Raw genomic sequence first — 20,913 nt, forward strand, 5'->3', positions numbered from 1 at the left:
AGCCGGGCTTCGGCCCGCCGCAGCCGCCCGCCCAGCCCCCGCAGCAGCCGCCCGCTCCGGGCGGACCCGATCTCACCAAGGCTCCCGAGCCCGGATACGGGTACCCGCAGACCCCGCAGTCGCCTCCGGCCGCCCCGCCGACACCCCCGCCGGCCGCCCCGCAGCCCGGGTACGGCTACCCGGGGCAGCAGCCTCCGGCCGGGTACGGCTACCCCGGGCAGCAGCCGGGGCCGTACGGGCAGCCGCAGCAACCGGGGCCGTACGGGCAGCCGCAGCAGCCGGGGCCGTACGGGCAGCCCGGGTACGGCTATCCGCAGGCGACCGTGCCGATGCAGCAGCAGACGCAGCCGGGCGGTGGCGGGCGGAAGCCCAACGCGCAGCTGGCCATCATCGTCGCCGCGGTCGTGGCCATCGCCCTGATCATCGGCGGTGGCGTCTGGTACGCCTCCTCCGGCAAGGACAACGACAAGAACACCTCCGCGGACTCCGGCGGCACCGGCGGCCAGGACACCAAGAACGGCGGCGAGGGCGGCACCACCGCTGGCGGCGAGGAGAAGGCCCCGGCCGACCCCGGCTCCAAGGTCCTCTTCCAGGTCCCGGCGCCCGAGGTCCCCAAGGGCAGCACGACCATCGCCACCTCGGGCTCCTGGGTGACCGACACGGTGTACGCCAAGAGCGGCATCGCCGAGATCGTCGGCTACGACCGCGACAAGGGCACCGAGCAGTGGACGATCGACCTGCCCGGTCCGGTGTGCGAGGCCAGCGGTCACGTCACCGAGGACAACAGGACGGCGATCGTCTACAAGCCGGCCATGCCGACCAAGACCGACCCCCAGCGGTGCACGCAGGTCGGGGTGATCGACCTGGAGGCGGGCAAGGAGCTGTGGTCCAAGACCGCCAAGACCGGCACCATGCCGATCAGCTTCAACAACGTCACCCTCAGCGGGGGCACCGTCGCCGCGGGCAGCACCAGCGGAGGCGCCGCCTGGGAGATCGGCTCCGGCAAGCAGCTGTGGGCCCCCAAGACGTCCGACACCTGCTACGACGCAGGGTACGGCGGCGGCGAGAAACTGGTCGCGGTGCGCAAGTGCGGTTCGTACGGGCAGCGCCAGCTGCACATCCAGACCGTCGACCCGAAGTCCGGGACGGTGATCAGCGAGTACAAGATGGACGAGGGCATCGACTACGCCGGCATCGTCTCCACCGACCCGCTCGTCGTGGCGGCCGACGTCGGCGACTCCGCGGGGGACGGCAGCGGCATCTCCGACTTCTTCTCCATCGACAACAGGACCGGCAAGCTGCGCACGCGCATCTCCGCGCCGGGCGAGGAGTACGGAGCCCGCTGCGAGACCATCACCAAGATCGAGAAGTGCAGCGGACTGGCGGTCGGCAACGACCGGCTGTACATCGCGACCGAGGAGCACGAGAGCACCGGCAAGTACAGCCGGACCAACGAGGTCGTGGCCTTCGACCTGGGAACCGGCAAGAAGACCGGTCAGCGCGCCGACGCGGGGGACGGCTACGAGATCGTCCCGCTGCGGATGGACGGCGGCGACATCCTGGCGTACAAGCGTCCACCGTACGACAAGGGCGGGCAGATCGTCAGCATCGACGGGGGTTCCTTCGAGCAGACGACGCTGATGGAGAACCCGGCCACGGAGTCCGTGCGGGACGTGGAGACGCGGATGCTGCCGGACAGCGCCGAGATCCTGTTCACGCAGGGGAGGCTGTACATGTCGGGCGTGTACGCCAGTGACTTCTCGACCTCGGAGAAGACGTACCTGGTGATCGCCTTCGGCACGGGCTGATCCCCGGTCGCCCGTCCGGTCCGCTTCCACGGCTCCGTCCCCGATCGGGGGCGGAGCCGTGCGCGTACCGCTCATCACGTGCTCATCGCCACCGAACGCGAGAATTTCGGCGATCCGGGGCGATTCTCGCCGGTAGGGGGAGCGCAACGTCGAACAAGCGTGTAGCTTCCGGGGGCATCCACGGGGATCCACCGGAGGGTCCGGGCGGGGTGACGGCGCGCGGGGGTGTGCGCGGTATGGGGGGTTGGTTGTTCGATGGGAGTGCGGCTGATGGTGGTCGACGACCACCGATTGCTCGCGGAGGCGCTGGCCTCGGCGTTGAAGCTGCGGGGGCACCGGGTGCTGGCCGCGACGGCGCCGGCGGCGGGGGCGGCGGACCTGGTGATCAGCCGGGCGCCGGAGGTGTGCCTGCTGGGGACGGCGACGCCGGCGGAGCCGGGGATCTTCGACCCGGTGGTGAAGATCAAGCGGGAACGGCCGCAGGTGGCGGTACTGGTGCTGGGGCCGGTGCCGAGCCCGCGCGGGATCGCGGCGGCGTTCGCGGCGGGGGCGTCGGGATACGTGCGGCACGACGAGCGCATCGAGGGCGTCGAGCGGGCGATCATGAAGGCGCGGGCGGGGGAGGCGGCGGTGGCGCCGCAGTTGCTGCAGGGGGCGTTCGGCGAGCTGCTGAACCCGGCGGCGCAGCCGGACGACGAGGGGCAGCGGCTGTTGCGGATGCTGACGCCGAGGGAGGTGGAGGTGCTGGTGCGGGTGGCCGACGGTGAGGACACCCGGCTGATCGCGGCGGGCATGGGCATCGCCCCGTCGACGGCGCGGACGCATGTGCAGCGGGTCCTGATGAAACTGGGCGTGGGGTCGCGGCTGGAGGCGGCGGCGCTGGCGGCACGGACGGGGCTGCTGGACCGGGCGGGGGCGGTACGGGGATTGATGCCCGCGGAGGACTGACCCGGCGGGGCCGTGCGGGCTCGGGTGCGGGGGCGATGCCTGCGGTGCGTCGGGGGGCGGAGCCGGGGCGGCCGCCGCATACCCGCGGGCACGTGTGGCCTCCCCGGTGCCCCGAGGGCCCGGGAGGAACCCCCGGGAGCGGCACGGACGGGCACGGCGGCACCTCGTCGGTGCCGGGTCGCGCTTCCCGCCCGCGTCGGCGTCGGCGCCGGGCCACCGGGTGACGCCGGTTCACTCCTCCCGTTTCTCGTCCGGTCTCGCCCGATCTCGTCCGGTCTCGCCCGGCGGCGGGGCCGTCGGCCCCAGCCTCAGCCACAGCGGGAACAGCAGGCCCCGGAGCGGCGTCCCCGGCCCGGCCCCCAGGTTGAGGTCGGCGCCCTCCTCGGCCTCGTCGTTCGGCCGCCGAGAGGATGGGGGCGTGCGATTTGTGCGGGTCTGCACGTGTTCGCGCTTCGGTGCGCGAACCGACATCTGGCGGAACCCGCTCCTCCGCGTTCAGTCGTCGAACGCTTCTGTTGATGTTTTTTGTTTGATGGTGATGAGCGATGGTCCTGATGGGTTGTGTTTTGGTATGTTGGGTTCTGTTGGAAGAATGTGGAGCGGTGTGTGACGTGCCGCGGTGAGCGGCCCGAATGGAGCGTCCGGCGTGAAGAAGACCTCGACCCGACTGGCCGACGGTCGCGAGCTCATCTACTACGACCTGAGTGACGACGTCGTGCGTGAGGCGGTCGACCGCCGCCCGTTGGACGCCACCGTCACCTCGTCCGAGGTCCGCCGTGACCCGCTGCTGGGCGACCGGGTAGCCGTCGCCTCGCACCGCCAGGGCCGCACCTACCACCCGCCGGCCGACCAGTGCCCCCTGTGCCCCTCCCGGGGCGAGCGGCTGAGCGAGATCCCCGACGCGTCGTACGACGTGGTCGTCTTCGAGAACCGGTTCCCCTCGCTGGCCGGGGACTCGGGCCGGTGCGAGGTCGTCTGCTTCACCTCCGACCACGACGCCTCCTTCGCCGACCTGAGCGAACGACAGGCACGGCTGGTCCTGGAGGCGTGGACGGACCGGACGTCCGAGCTGTCCCACCTGCCCTCCGTCGAGCAGGTGTTCTGCTTCGAGAACCGGGGCGCCGAGATCGGCGTCACCCTCCAGCACCCGCACGGACAGATCTACGCCTACCCCTTCACCACCCCCCGGACCGCCCTGATGCTGCGTCACGTGGCCGCGCACAAGGAGGCGACCGGCGGGGAGAACCTCTTCGACGCCGTGCTGGAGCGGGAACTCTCCGGGGAACGGGTCGTCCTGGAGGGGGAACACTGGGCCGCCTTCGTGCCGTACGCGGCGCACTGGCCCTACGAGGTCCACCTGTACCCGAGGCGCCGGGTGCCCGACCTGCTCGGGCTCGACGAGGCGGCGCGCGCGGAGTTCCCCGGGGTGTACCTGGAACTGCTGAGGCGCTTCGACCGGATCTTCGACGGGCGGGACGGGGGGAAGGAGGGCGCGGGGGAGCCGCCGACGCCGTACATCGCGGCCTGGCACCAGGCGCCGTTCGGCCCGCTGGAGGAGTTCGACGGCGTCACGCGCGACGACTTCGCCCTCCACCTCGAGCTTTTCACCATCCGCCGCGCCACCGGCAAGCTGAAGTTCCTCGCGGGGTCCGAGTCCGGTATGGATGTGTTCATCAACGACGTGCCGCCGGAGCGTGCGGCCGAGCGACTGCGGGAGGTAGCGAGCTCATGAGCGGGAAATACCTGGTGACGGGCGGTGCCGGTTACGTCGGCGGTGTCGTCGCCCAGCATCTGCTGGAGGCCGGTCACGAGGTGGTCGTGCTCGACAACCTCTCCACCGGCTTCCGCGAGGGTGTTCCCGCGGGAGCCTCCTTCGTCGAGGGCGACATCCGCGAGGCCGCCCAGTGGCTGGACTCCTCCTACGACGGCGTCCTGCACTTCGCCGCGTTCTCGCAGGTCGGCGAGTCGGTCGTGAAGCCGGAGAAGTACTGGGACAACAACGTCGGCGGCACCATGGCGCTGCTGGCGGCCATGCGCGCGGCGGGCGTGCGCCGACTGGTGTTCTCCTCCACGGCGGCGACCTACGGCGAACCGGAGCAGGTCCCGATCACGGAGTCCGCCCCGACCCGGCCCACGAACCCGTACGGGGCCTCGAAGCTCGCCGTCGACCACATGATCACCGGTGAGGCGGCGGCGCACGGGCTGGGCGCGGTCTCCCTGCGCTACTTCAACGTGGCCGGCGCGTACGGGCAGCACGGCGAGCGCCACGACCCCGAGTCGCACCTGATCCCGCTCGTGCTGCAGGTGGCACAGGGGAGGCGGGAGGCGATCTCCGTCTACGGCGACGACTACCCGACACCGGACGGCACCTGCGTACGCGACTACATCCACGTCGCCGACCTGGCCGAGGCCCATCTGCTGGCCCTGCGGGCCGCCGAGCCCGGCGAGCACCTGATCTGCAACCTCGGCAACGGCAACGGCTTCTCCGTCCGCGAGGTGATCGAGACGGTCCGCAAGGTCACCGGCCACCCGATCCCCGAGGTCGTGGCCCCCCGCCGGGGCGGCGACCCCGCGGTCCTGGTGGCGTCGGCCGCCGCGGCCCACGAGAAGCTGGGCTGGAACCCGTCGCGCACGGACCTCGCGGGGATCGTCGCCGACGCGTGGCAGTTCGCGCGGCAGCGCGCCGAGAGCACGACGAAGGGGCAGGGAGCCAGAGCATGAGCGAGTCCAGCGAGGCCGCCGCACGGTCCGTCGCCGAACGGTTCGAGCGGCTGTACGGTGCCGCACCGGACGGGGTGTGGGCGGCACCGGGCCGGGTCAACCTCATCGGCGAGCACACCGACTACAACGACGGCTTCGTCATGCCGTTCGCCCTGCCGCACACCGCCGTCGCCGCGGTCGCGCGCCGCGACGACGGCGTCCTGCGCCTGCACTCGGCCGACGTCGACGACCCGGTGGCGGAGCTGGCGGTGGACGCCCTCGCGCCCGGGTCCGACAGGCGGTGGACCGCCTACCCGGCGGGCGTGGTGTGGGCCCTGCGCGAGGCCGGCCACGCGGTGACCGGCGCGGACGTCCACCTCGCCTCGACGGTCCCGGCGGGCGCGGGCCTGTCGTCGTCGGCCGCCCTGGAGGTGGTCGTGGCGCTCGCGCTGAACGACCTGTTCGGCCTGGGCCTGCGCGGCTGGCAGCTGGCCCGGCTGTGCCAGCGCGCGGAGAACGTCTACGTCGGCGCCCCCGTCGGCATCATGGACCAGACGGCCTCGGCCTGCTGCGAAGAGGGCCACGCCCTGTTTCTCGACACCCGCGACCTCTCCCAGCGGCAGATCCCCTTCGACCTGGCCGCCGAGGGCATGCGCCTGCTGGTCGTCGACACCCGGGTCGAGCACAGCCACAGCGAGGGCGAGTACGGCAAGCGCCGCGCCGGCTGCGAGAAGGGCGCGGCCCTGCTGGGCGTCGACGCGCTCAGGGACGTGCCGTACGCGGAGCTGGAGGCGGCGCTGGCGCGGCTGGGCGACGAGGAGGAGGTCCGCCGCCTGGTCCGGCACGTGATCACGGAGGACGAGCGGGTCGAACGGGTCGTCGCGTTCCTGGAGGCGGGCGACACCCGGGCCATCGGCCCCGTCCTGGCCGAGGGCCACGCCTCCCTGCGCGACGACTTCCGCGTCTCCTGCCCCGAACTCGACCTGGTCGTCGACACGGCGCTGGGCGCGGGTGCGCTGGGCGCCCGCATGACCGGCGGCGGCTTCGGCGGCTCGGCCGTCGTGCTCGCCGAGGAGGCCGACGTCCCGGTGATCACCAAGGCGGTGGAGGAGGCCTTCGCGGCGGCCGGCTTCCGGGCCCCCCGCACCTTCGAGGCGGTCCCGTCTGCGGGGGCGCGACGGCTGCGCTGAGCCCTCCCGGCCCGCCGCGGGGACCGGCGACGGCGCGTCCCTCTCCGTGAGGACGTCCACCGGTCCCCGCGGCTTCGGGGCGCCGCACGGCGTCGGCATCGCCCCCCGGGGCACTGGACCGGCTCCGGCCGCCCCGCTCAGCCCAGCCGCTTCGTCAGCGTGTACTCCGTGATCCCCGGCGGGTAGTCGGGGATCACGCAGACCACCTCGTAGCCCTGCTTCCGGTAGAACTCCGGGGCCTGGAAGTCCCAGGTCTCCACGCGGGCGGCGGTGCAGCCGCGGTCGGCGGAGGCGATGCGCTCCGCCTCCGCCAGCAGGAGTGAGCCCAGACCCGCCCCCCGGTGGCGTCCGTCGACCCAGAGGTAGGTCACGTGCAGCCAGGTCGTCCAGGTGTGGCCGACCAGGCCGCCCGCGAGATCACCGTTCGCGCCCGACGCCCACACGTGCAAAGCCGACTCCCGTTCGGCCGGCGTTCCGCGCAGGGCGCGCAGGACCGGGGAGGCCGCCGTGTTGGTGTCCCTCAGGCGCCTGCGGAGCAGATCACGTCGGGCCTTGTCGACTTCTGTCTCAAGACGAAACATGCGGCTCACCATAAACGCGCAAGCCCGCCAGTTCTGCAAATAACCTTCCGCTCCCGGGCCTCGCCCGTACTCTGATGAACAGCGCCGGTGGGGGCCGGCGCCGTTCAGGGGGCGAGAGAAGTCGGGTACGGCGTCCGAGGCGGGGCGGCGGCCGACCCGCGGCGGCGGCCGTGCGGTTGCGGCGACCCGTCCCGTGTCCAGCAGGAAAGTCCGTGACGAGGGCCTCGGCGCCGTACCCGCGCCGGTGTCGTCCTCCGACGATGGGGTAATCCCCTGCTCTACGGAGAGCTTGGGGAAGGGGGTTTCGTGGTTCGCATCCGAGTCCTGGTCGTCGACGACCATCGCATCTTCGCCGAGTCACTGGCCGCGGCCCTGGCCGCAGAGCCGGACGTCGACGTGTCCGCGGCGGGCAGCGGCCCGGCCGCGCTGCGCTGCCTGGAGCGGGCGGCCGCCGAGGGGCGGCGGTTCGACGTCCTGCTCGTCGACGCCGATCTGGGCGGCAAGGTGCCCGGCGGACGGCCGGCCGTGCCGGTGCAGGACGGCGACGAGGACGGGCTCGTCGACGGGATGTCGCTGGTCACGGGGGTGCGCTCGGCGCAGCCCCAGGTGCGGATCGTCGTCCTCGCCGAGAAGGACGACCCGCGCCGGGCCGCGCTCGCCCTGCAGGCGGGAGCCTCCGGGTGGGTGGCCAAGGACTGCTCGCTGAACCGGCTGCTCACCGTCATCCGCGGGGTGCTGCGGGACGAGACGCACCTGCCGCCCGCGCTGCTCACCGGCGTCCTGCGCGAACTGACCGCCGCCCGCAGGCACCGCACCGAGAGCGAACGGCTCGTGGAGTCCCTGACCCCGAGGGAGCGGGAAGTGCTGCGGTGCATGGTGGCGGGGCTGGGGCGCAAAGCGGTCGCCGAGCGCCTGTTCCTGTCCCCGCACACCGTGCGCACCCACATGCAGAACGTCCTGGGCAAACTGGGGGTGCACTCCACCCTCGCCGCCGTCGCCCTCGCCCGCCGGGCGGGCGTCGGGCCCGTCGACCTGGACCGGCCGTCAACCGGGGATGTTGTCGAACGGGGCGGTCAACTGGCGTAGCAGCCCGGCCAGTTCACCGCGCTGCGCGGGGGAGAGCTCCGCGAGGATGGCCCGCTCCTGGGCCAGCAGCCCGGCCAGCGCCTGGTCGGCGCGGTCGCGGCCCTCGTCCGTGAGCCGGACCAGCACACCGCGCCGGTCGCTGGGGTCGGGCAGCCGCGCCACCAGCCCTTTCTTGGCGAGGCGGTCGATGCGGTTGGTCATCGTGCCCGAGGTGACCAGGGTCTGGGTGAGGAGCTGGCCGGGCGAGAGCTGGTACGGGGTGCCCGCGCGGCGCAGCGCGGTCAGGACGTCGAACTCCCAGGACTCCAGGTGGTGCTCGGCGAAGGCGAGCCGGCGCGCCCGGTCCAGGTGCCGGGCCAGTCTGCTCACCCGGCTGAGCACCTCGAGCGGTTCCACGTCGAGGTCCGGGCGCTCCCGGCGCCACGCTGCGACCAGCCGATCGACCTCGTCCTCCATGCGGATCAGTGTAGTGGTTGTGTCGACGTGAAGTCTCTTGATGTGAAGTGTCTTGACGTCGAGGTAAATGGGGGGCGAAGCTGGACGCAGTCCGTCAGCACCGGGAGGCTCCATGCCCGCGGCCACCGGTCCCACCTGGGACCCCGCCCAGTACCTGCGCCACGCCGGCCACCGCACCCGGCCCTTCACCGACCTCCTCGCCCGCGTCCCCGACCTGCCCGGCGACCCGCCCCGCATCGCCGACCTGGGCTGCGGCGCCGGCAACGTCACCGCCCTGCTCGCCGGCCGCTGGCCCACCGCCCGCGTCACCGGCTACGACAACTCGCCCGAGATGCTCGACGCGGCCCGCACCGACCACGAGGGCCCCACCCCCGGGGGCGGCCGGCTCGACTTCGCCCACGCCGACGTCCGCACCTGGACACCGGACCGGCCGTACGACCTGATCGTCAGCAACGCCACCCTCCAGTGGGTCCCCGGGCACGCGGAGCGGTTCGGCGACTGGATCGCCGGGCTCGCCCCCGGCGGCACCCTCGCCTTCCAGGTGCCCGGCAACTTCGACGCCCCCAGCCACACCCTCCTGCGCGAACTCGCCGCCGCCCCGCACCGGCGCGCCCGCCTCGACGGCGTCCTGCGCCACGCCGGGGCCGTGCTCCGGCCGGAGGAGTACCTGGAACGGCTGACCGGCCTCGGCTGCACGGCCGACGTGTGGGAGACGACGTACGTCCACCTGCTGACGGGCGAGGACCCCGTCCTGGACTGGGCCGGGGGCACCGCCCTGCGCCCCGTCCTGACCGCCCTCGCCGACGACCCCGAGGCGCGGGAGGAGTTCGTGGCGGAGTACCGCACCGCCCTGCGCGCCGCCTATCCGGCCGGGGCGCACGGCACCCCGTTCCCGTTCCGGCGGATCTTCGCCGTGGCCGTCAAGGAGGCATGACCGTGATCACCGCCGTCGACCACGCCAGCCGGCCGCGCCGCCCGGCTCCGAGGAGCGGCTGCGCGGGTACTACACCGCCGTCCTCGGCATGACCGAGATCCCCGAGCCGCCGGTCCTCGCCGCGCGCGGCGGCTGCTGGTTCCGGGCCGGAGCCGTGCGGCTCCACCTGGGGATCGAGCCGGACTTCCGGCCCGCGCGGAAGGCCCACCCCGGCCTGAGGGTCACCGGGATCGACGCGTACGCCGCCCGGCTGAAGGCCCACGGAGCCCCCGTCACCTGGGACGACGATCTTCCGGGCCACCGACGCTTCTACTCCGAGGACCCGGTGGGCAACCGGCTGGAGTTCCTGGAGCCCCGCGCCCCGCGGCACGAGCCGAACGACGCCCCCTAGGACTTCCGGTGCCCGATCAGCCGCGGCTTCTGCTCCAGCCCGTCCAGGCCGTGCCAGGCCAGGTTCACCAGGTGGGCCGCCACCTCCGCCTTCTTCGGCTTGCGCACGTCCAGCCACCACTGACCGGTCAGGGCGACCATCCCGACCAGCGCCTGCGCGTACAGCGGCGCCAGCTTGGGGTCGAAGCCCCGGCTCTTGAACTCGCGGCCCAGGATGTCCTCCACCTGGGTGGCGATGTCCGAGATCAGCGAGGCGAAGGAACCCGTCGACTGGGGGATGGGGGAGTCACGGACCAGGATGCGGAAACCGTCCGTGTACTCCTCGATGTAGTCCAGCAGCGCGAACGCCGCCTGCTCGCACAGCTCCCGCGGATGCCCCGCCGTCAGGGAACTCGTCACCATGTCCAGCAGCCGCCGCATCTCGCGGTCCACCACCACCGCGTACAGGCCCTCCTTGCCGCCGAAGTGCTCGTACACCACCGGCTTGGAGACCCCGGCCTTCGCCGCGATCTCCTCCACCGACGTGCCCTCGAAGCCCTTGGCCGCGAACAGGGTGCGGCCGATCTCCAACAGCTGCTGGCGGCGCTCGGCACCGGTCATCCGGGTGCGGCGCACACGCCGCGGCTTGTCATTGCTCGGGGTGCTGCTGGAGTCGGTCGCCACGGCGACCATCATGCCGCCTTCACGGTTTCCTTCCCCCGCCGGGCGTCGCCTTCCGCCGTATGACGGCGCGAATCGATACGCGAGCGTGACGGCCACCGCACGTCGTACGCCCAGCCCAGCCGCTCGAACCAGCGGATCAGACGGGCGCTCGAATCGAGCTGCCCGCGCTCCACCCCGTGCCGCGCCGAGGTCGGATCGGCGTGGTGCAGGTTGTGCCAGGACTCGCCGCAGGACAGGATCGCCAGCCACCACACGTTGCCCGAACGGTCCCGCGACTTGAACGGGCGCTTGCCGACCGCATGGCAGATCGAGTTGATCGACCACGTCACGTGGTGCAGCAACGCCACCCGGACGAGTGACCCCCAGAAGAAGGCGGTGAACGCGCCCCACCACGACATCGTGACCAGACCGCCGATCAGCGCCGGCAGCGCCAGCGACACGATCGTCCACAGCACGAACTGACGGGAGATCGCCCGCAGCGTCCTGTCCTTGATCAGATCCGGCGCGTACTTCTCCTGCGGCGTCTGCTCCTCGTCGAACATCCACCCGATGTGCGCCCACCACAGGCCCTTGAGCAGCGCCGGGACCGTCTCCCCGTACCGCCACGGCGAATGCGGATCGCCCTCGGCGTCGGAGAACTTGTGGTGCTTGCGGTGATCGGCCACCCAGCGCACCAGCGGACCCTCGACCGCCATGGAGCCGGCGACGGCCAGCGCGATCTTCAACGGCCGCTTGGCCTTGAACGAGCCGTGGGTGAAGTGGCGGTGGAAGCCGATGGTGATGCCGTGGCACCCGAGGAAGTAGAAGAAGACCAGCAGACCGAGGTCCAGCCAGCTCACCCCCCAGCCCCACGCCAGCGGAACCGCCGCCAGCAGCGCCAGGAACGGGACGGCGATGAAGAGCAGCAGCGTGATCTGCTCGACCGAACGCTTGCTCTCCCCGCCCAGGGTGGCGGAGGGCAGCGCCCCGCCCTCGGACCGGTCCTTCTTCGTCTCTTCGTCGATCACATCGGAACTCGAGGTCATACGTGTCCCCTGTGGGGTATGTGGGATGAGGGTGATGTGCCCGGCCACGGAGACCGTGCGTCCTTCCTACGGTCCCGTAACCTACGGCAACGTAAGTATGGCAGTGCGTCGCCCGGCGGCAAGAGCCCGTGGGCCTGCGCGTCCGGGTCGACACCTATCCTGGAAGTCGGTCGGACAGCGCGGTCCGCTCTGATTTCTTCCCGGACGTCCGGCCCGTAAGCGGCTCCCGCCGCGCGAGACGCCGTTCGGGTTCCCTCCCAGACGAGCTTCAACACTGCAAGGAGCCGCACCTGTGAGCAGTGCCGACGACCAGACCACGACGACGAGCAGCGAACTGCGCGCCGACATCCGCCGACTGGGCGACCTCCTCGGGGAGACCCTCGTCCGGCAGGAGGGCCCGGAGCTGCTGGACCTCGTCGAGAAGGTCCGCCGCCTCACCCGCGAGGACGGCGAGGCCGCCGCCGAACTGCTGCGCGGCACCGAACTGCAGACCGCGGCCAAGCTGGTCCGCGCCTTCTCCACCTACTTCCACCTGGCCAACGTCACCGAACAGGTCCACCGCGGCCGCGAACTGCGCGCCCGCCGCGCCGCCGAGGGCGGACTGCTCGCCCGCACCGCCGACCGGCTCAAGGACGCCGACCCCGACCACCTGCGCGAGACCGTGCGGCACCTCAACGTCCGCCCCGTCTTCACCGCCCACCCCACCGAGGCCGCCCGCCGCTCCGTCCTCAACAAGCTCCGCCGGATCGCCGCCCTCCTCGACACCCCCGTCATCGAGTCCGACCGGCGCCGCCTCGACACCCGGCTCGCCGAGAACATCGACCTCGTCTGGCAGACCGACGAACTGCGCGTGGCCCGCCCCGAACCCACCGACGAGGCCCGCAACGCCATCTACTACCTCGACGAACTCCACGCCGGCGCGGTCGGCGACGTCCTCGAGGACCTCACCGCCGAACTGGAACGCGCCGGCATCCACCTCCCCGACGACACCCGCCCCCTCACCTTCGGCACCTGGATCGGCGGCGACCGCGACGGCAACCCCAACGTCACCCCCCAGGTCACCTGGGACGTCCTCATCCTCCAGCACGAACACGGCATCAACGACGCCCTGGAGATGATCGACGAACTGCGCGGCCTCCTCTCCAACTCCATCCGCTACACCGGCGCCACCGAGGAACTCCTCACCTCCCTCCAGGCCGACCTCGACCACCTCCCCGAGATCAGCCCCCGCTACAAGCGCCTCAACGCCGAGGAGCCCTACCGGCTCAAGGTCACCTGCATCCGGCAGAAGCTGGAGAACACCAAGCTCCGCCTCGCCAAGGGCACCCCCCACGAACCCGGCCGCGACTACCTCGGCACCGGCGAACTCCTCGCCGACCTGCGGATCGTCCAGACCTCCCTGCGCGAACACCGCGGCGGCCTCTTCGCCGACGGCCGCCTCGCCCGCACCATCCGCACCCTCGCCGCCTTCGGCCTCCAGCTCGCCACCATGGACGTCCGCGAACACGCCGACGCCCACCACCACGCCCTCGGCCAGCTCTTCGACCGGCTCGGCGAGGAATCCTGGCGCTACGCCGACATGCCCCGCGACTACCGCGCCAAGCTCCTCGCCAAGGAACTCAGGTCCCGCAGGCCACTGGCCCCCACCCCGGCCCCCGTGGACGCGGCCGGCGAGAAGACCCTCGGCGTCTTCCAGACCGTCAAGCGCGCCCTGGAGGTCTTCGGCCCCGAGGTCGTCGAGTCCTACATCATCTCCATGTGCCAGGGCGCCGACGACGTCTTCGCCGCCGCCGTACTGGCGAGGGAGGCCGGACTCGTCGACCTGCACGCCGGCTGGGCGAAGATCGGCATCGTCCCCCTGCTGGAGACCACCGACGAGCTCAAGGCCGCCGACACCATCCTCGAGGACATGCTCGCCGACCCCTCCTACCGGCGCCTGGTCGCCCTGCGCGGCGACGTCCAGGAGGTCATGCTCGGCTACTCCGACTCCTCCAAGTTCGGCGGCATCACCACCAGCCAGTGGGAGATCCACCGCGCCCAGCGCCGCCTGCGCGACGTCGCCCACCGCTACGGCGTCCGGCTGCGCCTCTTCCACGGCCGCGGCGGCACCGTCGGCCGCGGCGGCGGCCCCACCCACGACGCCATCCTCGCCCAGCCCTGGGGCACCCTCGAGGGCGAGATCAAGGTCACCGAACAGGGCGAGGTCATCTCCGACAAGTACCTCATCCCGGCCCTCGCCCGGGAGAACCTGGAACTGTCCGTCGCCGCCACCCTCCAGGCCTCCGCCCTGCACACCGCGCCCCGCCAGTCCGTCGAGGCCCTCGCCCGCTGGGACGCCGCCATGGACGTCGTCTCCGACGCCGCCCACGCCGCCTACCGCCGGCTCGTCGAGGACCCCGACCTGCCGACGTACTTCCTGGCCTCCACCCCGGTCGACCAGCTCGCCGACCTGCACCTGGGCTCACGGCCCTCCCGTCGCCCCGGCTCGGGCGTCTCGCTCGACGGACTGCGCGCCATCCCCTGGGTGTTCGGCTGGACCCAGTCCCGACAGATCGTGCCCGGCTGGTTCGGCGTCGGATCCGGCCTGAAGGCCCTGCGCGAGGCCGGCCTGGACACCGTGCTCGACGAGATGCACCAGCAGTGGCACTTCTTCCGCAACTTCATCTCCAACGTCGAGATGACCCTCGCCAAGACCGACCTGCGCATCGCCCGGCACTACGTCGACACCCTCGTCCCCGACCACCTCAAGCACGTCTTCGACACCATCGAGGCCGAGCACGAACTGACCGTCGCCGAGGTGCTGCGCGTCACCGGCGAGCAGGAACTCCTGGACGCCGACCCGGTTCTGAAGCAGACCTTCGCCATCCGCGACGCCTACCTGGACCCCATCTCCTACCTCCAGGTCGCCCTCCTCAAGCGCCAGCGCGACGCCGCCGCCGCGGGAGAGCAGCCCGACCCGCTGCTCTCCCGGGCCCTGCTGCTGACCGTCAACGGCGTCGCGGCCGGCCTGCGCAACACCGGCTGACCGCACACCCCGACACGGCGGTGCCCCCGAGCCGGTGGAAGGCTCGGGGGCACCGCCGCATCCGGGCGGCTCACCGCGCCGCCCGCGCCTCAGATCACCAGGAAAGCCGCCGTGAGCAGCGCCGCACCCGACGACGCCAGCACCCACGCGACCCGCGTCCGCAGCAGCCCACCCGCCACCACCACCGACGCCAGCAGCAGCGCCCCGCCCAGCGGAACCCACGCGTACAGGATCCCGGCGGGACCGGAACGGACCGCGCGCTCACCGTCCGGCTCCAGCACCACCGGGTAGGTCCCGCCCTCCTCCACGGCCACCGATCTCTCCAGCACGACCTCCGCCCGCGGCTGCGACCCCCGCGACAACGGCGCGTACGGCCCCGCGCACGTCTGCGCACCGCACCGCCTCACCTCGACCGTGCCGCGCTCGCGCCCCTTGGTCAGCATCGCGTACTGCGCCGTGCCCCACGACGCCCACACCCCGGCGACCAGGATCAGCGCGGCGACCGTGCCCATCGCCGCGAACCGGCACAGCCGCAGCACGGGGGAAGGGCCCCGGGAGGAGTGGACCGCAGAAGGCATGGCGGCGATCCTTGGCCATGACCTCGCGGCCGGTCAACTCCGGTGAGGGACAAGTCAACAGATGTACTCATCAGCAGACCGCGGGACGCATGCGATCAGCAGGCCGCGGGACGCATGCGATCAGCAGGCCGCGGGTCACGAGTCGCAGGCGCTCCGCGGATCACGAGTTGTACGCGCTCTGCGCCCGCTCCAGCCCCTCGGATACCAGACACTCCACCGCGTCCGCCGCCCGGTCCACGAAGTAGTCCAGCTCCTTGCGCTCCGCCGACGAGAAGTCCCGCAGCACGAAGTCCGCCACCTGCATCCGCCCCGGCGGACGACCGATCCCGAACCGCACCCGGTGGTAGTCCGCCCCGAACGCCTTCGTCATCGACTTCAACCCGTTGTGCCCGTTGTCCCCGCCGCCCAGCTTCAACCGCAGCACGCCGTACCCGATGTCCAACTCGTCGTGGATCGCCACCACATGGGCCACCGGCACCTTGTAGAACTCCCGCAGCGCGTTCACCGGCCCGCCCGACAGGTTCATGTACGACATCGGCTTCGCCAGCACCACCCGCCGGTTCGCCGGCCCCGGCGGCCCGATCCGCCCCTCCACCACCTGCGCCTGAGCCTTCCCGGCCCGCTTGAACCGTCCCCCCATCCGCTCCGCCAGCAGATCCGCCACCATGAAGCCCACGTTGTGCCGGTTCATCGCGTACTCCGGCCCCGGATTGCCCAGACCCACGATCAACCAGGGAGCCGCCGCATCGGTCGTCACGTCCATGTCTCCTTCATACGCGTCGGCCGCTGCCCCGCACGGGAACAGCGGCCGACGAAACGACGACTGGCAGAGGATCAGGCCTCTTCGCCCTCTTCGCCCTCAGGCGCCTCCTCCGCCTGCGCGGCCAGCACCTGCAGCACCACGGCGTCCTCGTCCACGGCCAGCTTCACGCCCTCGGGGAGCGCGATGTCCTTCGCCAGGACCGAGGCACCGGCCTCCAGACCCGCGATGGACACCGTCAGGTAGTCCGGGATGCGCGTGGCCTCGGCCGCGACCGGCAGCGCCGGCAGCACGTGCTCCAGCAGGTTGCCACCCGGGGCCAGCTCGCCCTCGGGCTGCACCGGGATCTCCACCTGGACGATCTCGCCGCGCTTCACCATCAGCAGGTCCACGTGCTCCAGGAAGCCCCTCAGCGGGTCGCGCTGCACGGCCTTCGGGATCGCCAGCTGGGTCTCCTTGCCGTCGATGAGCAGCTCGATCAGCACGTTCGACGTACGCAGCGCCAGCAGCAGCTCGTGACCCGGCAGCGTGACGTGCAGCGGCTCGAGACCGTGCTCGTACACCACACCCGGAACCTTGCCGTCACGGCGGATACGGCGGGCGGCACCCTTGCCGAACTCGGTGCGCGTCTCGGCGTGGATCTTCACGTCGGCCATGTTCACTCCTCGAAGTCAGAAAGACGGACTGGGGGTACCCCCTGCCCCTTGGAGCTCGGGGGAGGTCACCCGGCCACGAACGGCCTGCTACGAAGAGCGCGTCGATAACGGACCACCGCACCACCCGCAAGAAGCGGTACGGCCTCCCTCGCCGAGCAACTGCAGCAGTCTACTCGGACCGGGAGGCCGTACCCAAAACGATCACCGGAGCGCACCGACCGCCCCGCGCGACCCCTTGCTGATCGTCGAATTACTGCTCGTCGAACAGGCTCGTCACCGAACCGTCCTGGAACACCTCACGCGCCGCACGCGCGATCGTCGGCGCGATCGACAGCACCTTGATCTTGTCCAGGGTCTCGCCCAGCTCCTTCGGCGTCGGCAGCGTGTCCGTGAACACGAACTCGCTCACCCGCGAGTTCTTCAGCCGGTCCGCCGCCGGACCCGACAGCACACCGTGCGTCGCCGTCACGATCACGTCCTCCGCACCGTGCGCGAACAGCGCGTCCGCCGCGGCGCAGATCGTGCCACCGGTGTCGATCATGTCGTCCACCAGCACGCACACGCGGCCCTTCACCTCACCGACCACCTCGTGCACGGTGACCTGGTTCGCCACGTCCTTGTCCCGGCGCTTGTGCACGATCGCCAGCGGCGCACCCAGCCGGTCGCACCAACGGTCCGCCACCCGCACACGACCCGCGTCCGGCGACACCACCGTCAGCTTCTCCCGGTCCACCTTCGCCCCCACGTAGTCCGCGAGCAGCGGCAGCGCGAAGAGGTGGTCGACGGGCCCGTCGAAGAACCCCTGGATCTGGTCCGTGTGCAGGTCCACCGTGAGGAGACGGTCGGCACCCGCCGTCTTCATCAGATCCGCGATCAGACGCGCCGAGATCGGTTCACGACCCCGGTGCTTCTTGTCCTGCCGCGCGTAACCGTAGAACGGCACGATGACCGTGATGGACCTCGCCGACGCGCGCTTCAGCGCGTCAATCATGATCAACTGCTCCATGATCCACTTGTTGATCGGAGCAGTGTGGCTCTGGATCAGGAAACAGTCGGCACCACGAGCCGACTCCTGGTACCGCACATAGATCTCACCATTGGCGAAGTCGAAGGCCTTCGTCGGGACGACCCCGACACCCAGCTGGTGGGCGACCTCCTCGGCAAGCTCGGGGTGGGCGCGCCCGGAGAAGAACATCATCTTCTTCTCGCCGGTCGTCTTGATCCCGGTCACAGCACTTTCTCCTCAGAGGTCTCGCAGCTGGGTCTCGAGAAACCCCGTCGCCGGCAGAGCGAGAGGTCATCACAGCTGGTAGGGGTGCAGGTGTGCACTTATCACGGTACGCCGTGCCCGGGGCACCGGTTTCCGGTCACCCCTCCTCGGCCGACCCCCGGGACGCCTCCTCCGCCGCCTTCGCGGCAGCGCTCCCCGGACGCTTGCGCGCCACCCAACCCTCGATATTCCGCTGCTGACCACGGGCCACGGCCAGCGAACCGGGCGGCACGTCCTTCGTGATCACCGAACCGGCAGCCGTGTAGGCACCGTCCCCGACCGTGACAGGCGCCACAAACATATTGTCCGAACCCGTCTTGCAGTGCGAGCCGACGGTCGTGTGGTGCTTGTGCTCCCCGTCATAGTTCACGAACACACTCGCCGCACCGATGTTCGAGAAGTCGCCGATCGTCGCGTCACCCACGTACGACAGGTGCGGAACCTTCGTCCCCTCACCGATCGACGCGTTCTTCGTCTCCACGTACGTACCGATCTTGCCCTTGCGGCCCAGACGCGTCCCCGGACGCAGATACGCGTACGGCCCCACCGTCGCCTCGGGACCCACCTCCGCACCCAGGGACACCGTGTTGTCCACCCGGGCACCGGCCCCCACACGCGTGTCCGTCAACCGCGAGTTCGGACCCACCTCACAGCCCTCGGCCAGATGCGTCGACCCGTGCAACTGCGTCCCCGGATGCACCACCACGTCCTGCTCGAACGTCACCGCCACATCCACCCACGTCGTCGCGGGATCCACCACCGTCACCCCGGACAGCATGGCGGCGGTCAGCAGCCGGTCGTTCAGGATCCGCCGCGCCTCGGCCAACTGCACCCGGTTGTTGATCCCCGCGATCTCCCGGTGATCACCCGCCACCGACGCACCCACCCGGTGACCCGCCTCCCGCAGGATGCCGAGCACGTCCGTCAGGTACTCCTCACCCTGACTGTTGTCCGTCCGCACCTGCTTCAACGCATCCGCCAGCAACGCCCCGTCGAACGCGAACACACCCGAGTTGATCTCCCGGATCACCCGCTGCTCGTCGGTCGCGTCCTTGTGCTCCACGATCGCGGTCACGGCCCCGCCGTCGTCCCGCACGATCCGCCCGTACCCGGTCGCGTCCGGCACCTCCGCCGTCAGCACCGTCACCGCGTTCCCGTCGGCGACATGCGTGGCGGCCAGCCGCCGCAGCGTCCCACCGGTCAGCAGCGGAGTGTCACCGCAGACCACGACCACGGTCCCGTCGACCGCGCCGCCCAGCTCCTCCAGACCCATCCGCACGGCGTGACCGGTGCCGTTCTGCTGCGCCTGGACGGCGGTGCGGACCTCGGGGGCGACCTCGGCGAGGTGGGCGGTCACCTGCTCGCGGGCGTGCCCCACGACGACGACCAGGTTCTCCGGCTCGAGTTCACCGGCGGCGGCGAGCACATGGCCCACCAGGGAACGGCCACAGATGTCGTGCAGGACCTTCGGTGTGGCCGACTTCATACGGGTGCCCTCACCCGCTGCGAGAACGACGACGGCTGCCGGGCGGTTGGCGCTCACGGGATGCCCTTCGGCTGTGTTGGGTGGGGGTGGACAACCGCAGGATACCGGGGGGTTTCGAGGGGGGCATGAGTGCGGGCCCTGACGGTGATGTCACCAGTCAGGACCCGAACCCAGCACATGCTCCCGGGGGAGGACTCGAACCCCCATGATCAGAACCAAAATCTGACGTCTTGCCCTTAGACGACCCGGGATTACCGCTATGTCCGATTCTTTGGATCGGCTGCGGAGGCAGCACCTACTATGCCGTACCACCAGCCTTCGATGCGACGGTACAGGTCACTGCTCTGTCGCACGGTGAGGACGAGGCACCCGCGGTAGTCGCTTCCCGTGTTCTTGCGCACGGTCTTCGGGTTGTGCCGTTTCAGTGTCGTCTTGCCGAAGGTGCCCCCGTTGGCTCGGACCAGGTCCGCCCAGTAGCTCTCGGCGGCTTCGACATCGGCCGACTCGTGAATCATCACGTGGTACCTGATGTGCTCCCGCTCCACTCCGAGTAGGGCGAGCCAGGCGAGGAAGAGGCGGATCACGTCGGGGTCACTGTTGACGAACGCGACGCGTTCTCGCCGAGCGTAAGGTTTGTCCTTGGTTCCCTCGGCCCAGTAGAGGGCGACTCCGGCGAGGAACAGCTCCCGGGCGCTCAGGGTGCCGATCTCGCTCGCGGCGGCCGCCTTGGTTCGCTGCCGTTTCTCGTCGCGGACCGCCAGCTCGTGTTCCCATCTCTTCCGAGCCGCCAGCTTCGCCTGCTCCGTCGGGTCGCGTCGCTCGGGCTTCGGCAGGTCCCGCACCCACAGCGAGATCGAGCTCTTGGAGCAGCCGAGCTCGGCCTGGATCCGGTCGTACGTCCAGCCCTGGAGGCGCAGTTCCCTCGCCTTGTCCCGTAGGTCGTCCTTCGCGTTCGGGCGCTTCGTCCATTCGGGGGCCGGTTCGCCCTCCAGCAGGCGGTTGAGGAGGTCGTTGTTGTCGATGTGGAGCCGGTCGCGGATCTGGCGGCGGCTCAGTCCCGCGCGTCGCAGTGCCACCGCCTGTTCGCGCAGGCCTTCGAAGTCGGCGTACTTGCCGGGTGCGTGTGTCACAGGCATACCGTCCGGGCGGAATGGCTGCTTCCCCCCTCGAACGGTGATCGATTCATCAGTTCGAGGGATTTCAGGCCGTATCGCATCCGAACGGTCACCCTGTGTGGTCTGGTCCGGTGGTGGAAACTCGCCGGAAAAGCGGCGCCGGGCGCCCGTAGGCTGGGAGGCATGACCACGACGGGGGAAGAGCACGTGACGGCCCGGGGCGGGCCGTCACGTGCTCTTCC

19 protein-coding genes, 1 tRNA gene and 1 pseudogene are annotated in these 20,913 nt (G+C 71.1%); 9 read left to right on the forward strand and 12 right to left on the reverse strand.

Annotated elements, in window-relative coordinates:
* Window positions 1–1,808, forward strand: a 1,808-nt coding sequence (locus B7L92_RS13295; protein WP_255310932.1) for an outer membrane protein assembly factor BamB family protein, incomplete at its 5' end; no start/stop codon positions are given.
* Between the two features lie 255 nt (window positions 1,809–2,063).
* On the forward strand, window positions 2,064–2,756 hold the full coding sequence (locus tag B7L92_RS13300; protein ID WP_081237622.1) for a helix-turn-helix transcriptional regulator: 693 nt from the start codon (window positions 2,064–2,066) through the stop codon (window positions 2,754–2,756).
* A 231-nt stretch (window positions 2,757–2,987) separates the two neighbouring features.
* Here the strand turns inward: B7L92_RS13300 and B7L92_RS41580 are convergent, their stop codons facing one another.
* Window positions 2,988–3,227 (reverse strand): hypothetical protein, encoded by a 240-nt coding sequence (locus B7L92_RS41580; RefSeq protein ID WP_218030447.1) that lies wholly within the window; start codon window positions 3,225–3,227, stop codon window positions 2,988–2,990.
* Window positions 3,228–3,402: 175 nt separating this feature from the next.
* Here B7L92_RS41580 and galT point away from each other — a divergent pair, with 175 nt between their 5' ends.
* The 3 genes from galT to galK are packed head-to-tail and all read left to right on the forward strand — an operon-like array spanning window position 3,403 to window position 6,646.
* A complete protein-coding gene (gene galT, locus B7L92_RS13305) occupies window positions 3,403–4,488 on the forward strand; it encodes a galactose-1-phosphate uridylyltransferase (protein WP_081237623.1) in 1,086 nt (361 codons plus the stop codon).
* Entirely contained in the window at window positions 4,485–5,477 is a 993-nt protein-coding gene (gene galE / locus B7L92_RS13310) for a UDP-glucose 4-epimerase GalE (protein ID WP_081237624.1), read from the forward strand. The genes galT and galE overlap by 4 nt, the downstream gene beginning before the upstream one ends.
* Window positions 5,474–6,646 (forward strand): galactokinase, encoded by a 1,173-nt coding sequence (gene galK / locus B7L92_RS13315; protein ID WP_081237625.1) that lies wholly within the window; start codon window positions 5,474–5,476, stop codon window positions 6,644–6,646. Before galE ends, galK begins: the two co-directional genes overlap by 4 nt.
* Window positions 6,647–6,783: 137 nt before the next feature.
* On the opposite strand, the gene B7L92_RS13320 is transcribed toward galK, so the two are convergent.
* Complete coding sequence (locus tag B7L92_RS13320; RefSeq protein WP_004987011.1) at window positions 6,784–7,239, reverse strand: GNAT family N-acetyltransferase; 456 nt, start codon at window positions 7,237–7,239, stop codon at window positions 6,784–6,786.
* A 294-nt stretch (window positions 7,240–7,533) separates the two neighbouring features.
* Between B7L92_RS13320 and B7L92_RS13325 the strand changes: the two genes are divergently transcribed.
* Window positions 7,534–8,313, forward strand: coding sequence for a LuxR C-terminal-related transcriptional regulator (locus B7L92_RS13325; protein WP_043494805.1), 780 nt, complete (start codon window positions 7,534–7,536; stop codon window positions 8,311–8,313).
* Here the strand turns inward: B7L92_RS13325 and tamR are convergent.
* Complete coding sequence (gene tamR, locus B7L92_RS13330) at window positions 8,272–8,769, reverse strand: MarR family transcriptional regulator TamR (protein WP_004987016.1); 498 nt, start codon at window positions 8,767–8,769, stop codon at window positions 8,272–8,274. The two genes, B7L92_RS13325 and tamR, sit on opposite strands and share 42 nt — an antisense overlap.
* 112 nt (window positions 8,770–8,881) lie before the next feature.
* On the opposite strand from tamR, the gene B7L92_RS13335 reads away from it, so the two are divergent.
* Window positions 8,882–9,703: a trans-aconitate 2-methyltransferase gene (locus B7L92_RS13335; RefSeq protein WP_081237626.1), complete on the forward strand. Its 822-nt coding sequence runs from the start codon at window positions 8,882–8,884 to the stop codon at window positions 9,701–9,703.
* 2 nt (window positions 9,704–9,705) lie between these two features.
* Window positions 9,706–10,094, forward strand: a pseudogene (locus B7L92_RS13340) (VOC family protein).
* On the opposite strand, the gene B7L92_RS13345 reads toward B7L92_RS13340, so the two are convergent.
* Together B7L92_RS13345 and B7L92_RS13350 are read right to left on the reverse strand one after the other, a co-directional pair.
* Window positions 10,091–10,768 (reverse strand): TetR/AcrR family transcriptional regulator, encoded by a 678-nt coding sequence (locus tag B7L92_RS13345; RefSeq protein ID WP_026085118.1) that lies wholly within the window; start codon window positions 10,766–10,768, stop codon window positions 10,091–10,093. The pseudogene B7L92_RS13340 and the gene B7L92_RS13345 overlap by 4 nt on opposite strands.
* The gene (locus B7L92_RS13350) at window positions 10,765–11,781 is read right to left on the reverse strand and encodes an acyl-CoA desaturase (protein ID WP_081237627.1); all 1,017 of its coding nucleotides are present in this window, start codon (window positions 11,779–11,781) and stop codon (window positions 10,765–10,767) included. Before B7L92_RS13350 ends, B7L92_RS13345 begins: the two co-directional genes overlap by 4 nt.
* 292 nt (window positions 11,782–12,073) lie before the next feature.
* Here B7L92_RS13350 and ppc point away from each other — a divergent pair, with 292 nt between their 5' ends.
* Window positions 12,074–14,806 (forward strand): phosphoenolpyruvate carboxylase, encoded by a 2,733-nt coding sequence (ppc, locus tag B7L92_RS13355; RefSeq protein WP_081237628.1) that lies wholly within the window; start codon window positions 12,074–12,076, stop codon window positions 14,804–14,806.
* Between the two features lie 89 nt (window positions 14,807–14,895).
* Here the strand turns inward: ppc and B7L92_RS13360 are convergent, their stop codons facing one another.
* From B7L92_RS13360 to B7L92_RS13390, 7 genes are all read right to left on the reverse strand, one after another.
* Window positions 14,896–15,384 carry a hypothetical protein gene (locus B7L92_RS13360; RefSeq protein ID WP_081237629.1) on the reverse strand — a complete coding sequence of 163 codons (489 nt, stop codon included), beginning with the start codon at window positions 15,382–15,384 and terminating at the stop codon, window positions 14,896–14,898.
* 160 nt (window positions 15,385–15,544) lie between these two features.
* Entirely contained in the window at window positions 15,545–16,147 is a 603-nt protein-coding gene (pth, locus tag B7L92_RS13365) for an aminoacyl-tRNA hydrolase (protein ID WP_016825909.1), read from the reverse strand.
* Between the two features lie 71 nt (window positions 16,148–16,218).
* The gene (locus B7L92_RS13370; protein WP_081237630.1) at window positions 16,219–16,800 is read right to left on the reverse strand and encodes a 50S ribosomal protein L25/general stress protein Ctc; all 582 of its coding nucleotides are present in this window, start codon (window positions 16,798–16,800) and stop codon (window positions 16,219–16,221) included.
* A gap of 250 nt (window positions 16,801–17,050) precedes the next feature.
* Window positions 17,051–18,031: a ribose-phosphate diphosphokinase gene (locus tag B7L92_RS13375; protein ID WP_004987036.1), complete on the reverse strand. Its 981-nt coding sequence runs from the start codon at window positions 18,029–18,031 to the stop codon at window positions 17,051–17,053.
* Between the two features lie 136 nt (window positions 18,032–18,167).
* Entirely contained in the window at window positions 18,168–19,613 is a 1,446-nt protein-coding gene (glmU, locus tag B7L92_RS13380; RefSeq protein ID WP_081237631.1) for a bifunctional UDP-N-acetylglucosamine diphosphorylase/glucosamine-1-phosphate N-acetyltransferase GlmU, read from the reverse strand.
* Between the two features lie 123 nt (window positions 19,614–19,736).
* Window positions 19,737–19,807, reverse strand: a tRNA-Gln gene (locus tag B7L92_RS13385).
* Window positions 19,808–19,813: 6 nt separating this feature from the next.
* Window positions 19,814–20,686: a hypothetical protein gene (locus B7L92_RS13390; RefSeq protein ID WP_081237632.1), complete on the reverse strand. Its 873-nt coding sequence runs from the start codon at window positions 20,684–20,686 to the stop codon at window positions 19,814–19,816.
* Between the last annotated feature and the right edge of the window lie 227 nt (window positions 20,687–20,913).

Origin of the sequence: Streptomyces viridosporus (assembly GCF_002078235.1) — a bacterium.
In the GTDB taxonomy this organism is placed as follows: domain Bacteria; phylum Actinomycetota; class Actinomycetes; order Streptomycetales; family Streptomycetaceae; genus Streptomyces; species Streptomyces viridosporus.

Bases quoted from the DNA above. Each gene is read 5' to 3' on its own strand.
- B7L92_RS13300 (WP_081237622.1), top strand. From the start codon at position 2,064: ATGGGAGTGCGGCTGATGGTGGTCGACGACCACCGATTGCTCGCGGAG.
- B7L92_RS41580 (WP_218030447.1), bottom strand. From the start codon at position 3,227: ATGTCGGTTCGCGCACCGAAGCGCGAACACGTGCAGACCCGCACAAAT.
- galE (WP_081237624.1), top strand. From the start codon at position 4,485: ATGAGCGGGAAATACCTGGTGACGGGCGGTGCCGGTTACGTCGGCGGT.
- galK (WP_081237625.1), top strand. From the start codon at position 5,474: ATGAGCGAGTCCAGCGAGGCCGCCGCACGGTCCGTCGCCGAACGGTTC.
- B7L92_RS13320 (WP_004987011.1), bottom strand. From the start codon at position 7,239: ATGGTGAGCCGCATGTTTCGTCTTGAGACAGAAGTCGACAAGGCCCGA.
- tamR (WP_004987016.1), bottom strand. From the start codon at position 8,769: ATGGAGGACGAGGTCGATCGGCTGGTCGCAGCGTGGCGCCGGGAGCGC.
- B7L92_RS13335 (WP_081237626.1), top strand. From the start codon at position 8,882: ATGCCCGCGGCCACCGGTCCCACCTGGGACCCCGCCCAGTACCTGCGC.
- B7L92_RS13345 (WP_026085118.1), bottom strand. From the start codon at position 10,768: ATGATGGTCGCCGTGGCGACCGACTCCAGCAGCACCCCGAGCAATGAC.
- B7L92_RS13350 (WP_081237627.1), bottom strand. From the start codon at position 11,781: ATGACCTCGAGTTCCGATGTGATCGACGAAGAGACGAAGAAGGACCGG.
- B7L92_RS13360 (WP_081237629.1), bottom strand. From the start codon at position 15,384: ATGCCTTCTGCGGTCCACTCCTCCCGGGGCCCTTCCCCCGTGCTGCGG.
- pth (WP_016825909.1), bottom strand. From the start codon at position 16,147: ATGGACGTGACGACCGATGCGGCGGCTCCCTGGTTGATCGTGGGTCTG.
- B7L92_RS13370 (WP_081237630.1), bottom strand. From the start codon at position 16,800: ATGGCCGACGTGAAGATCCACGCCGAGACGCGCACCGAGTTCGGCAAG.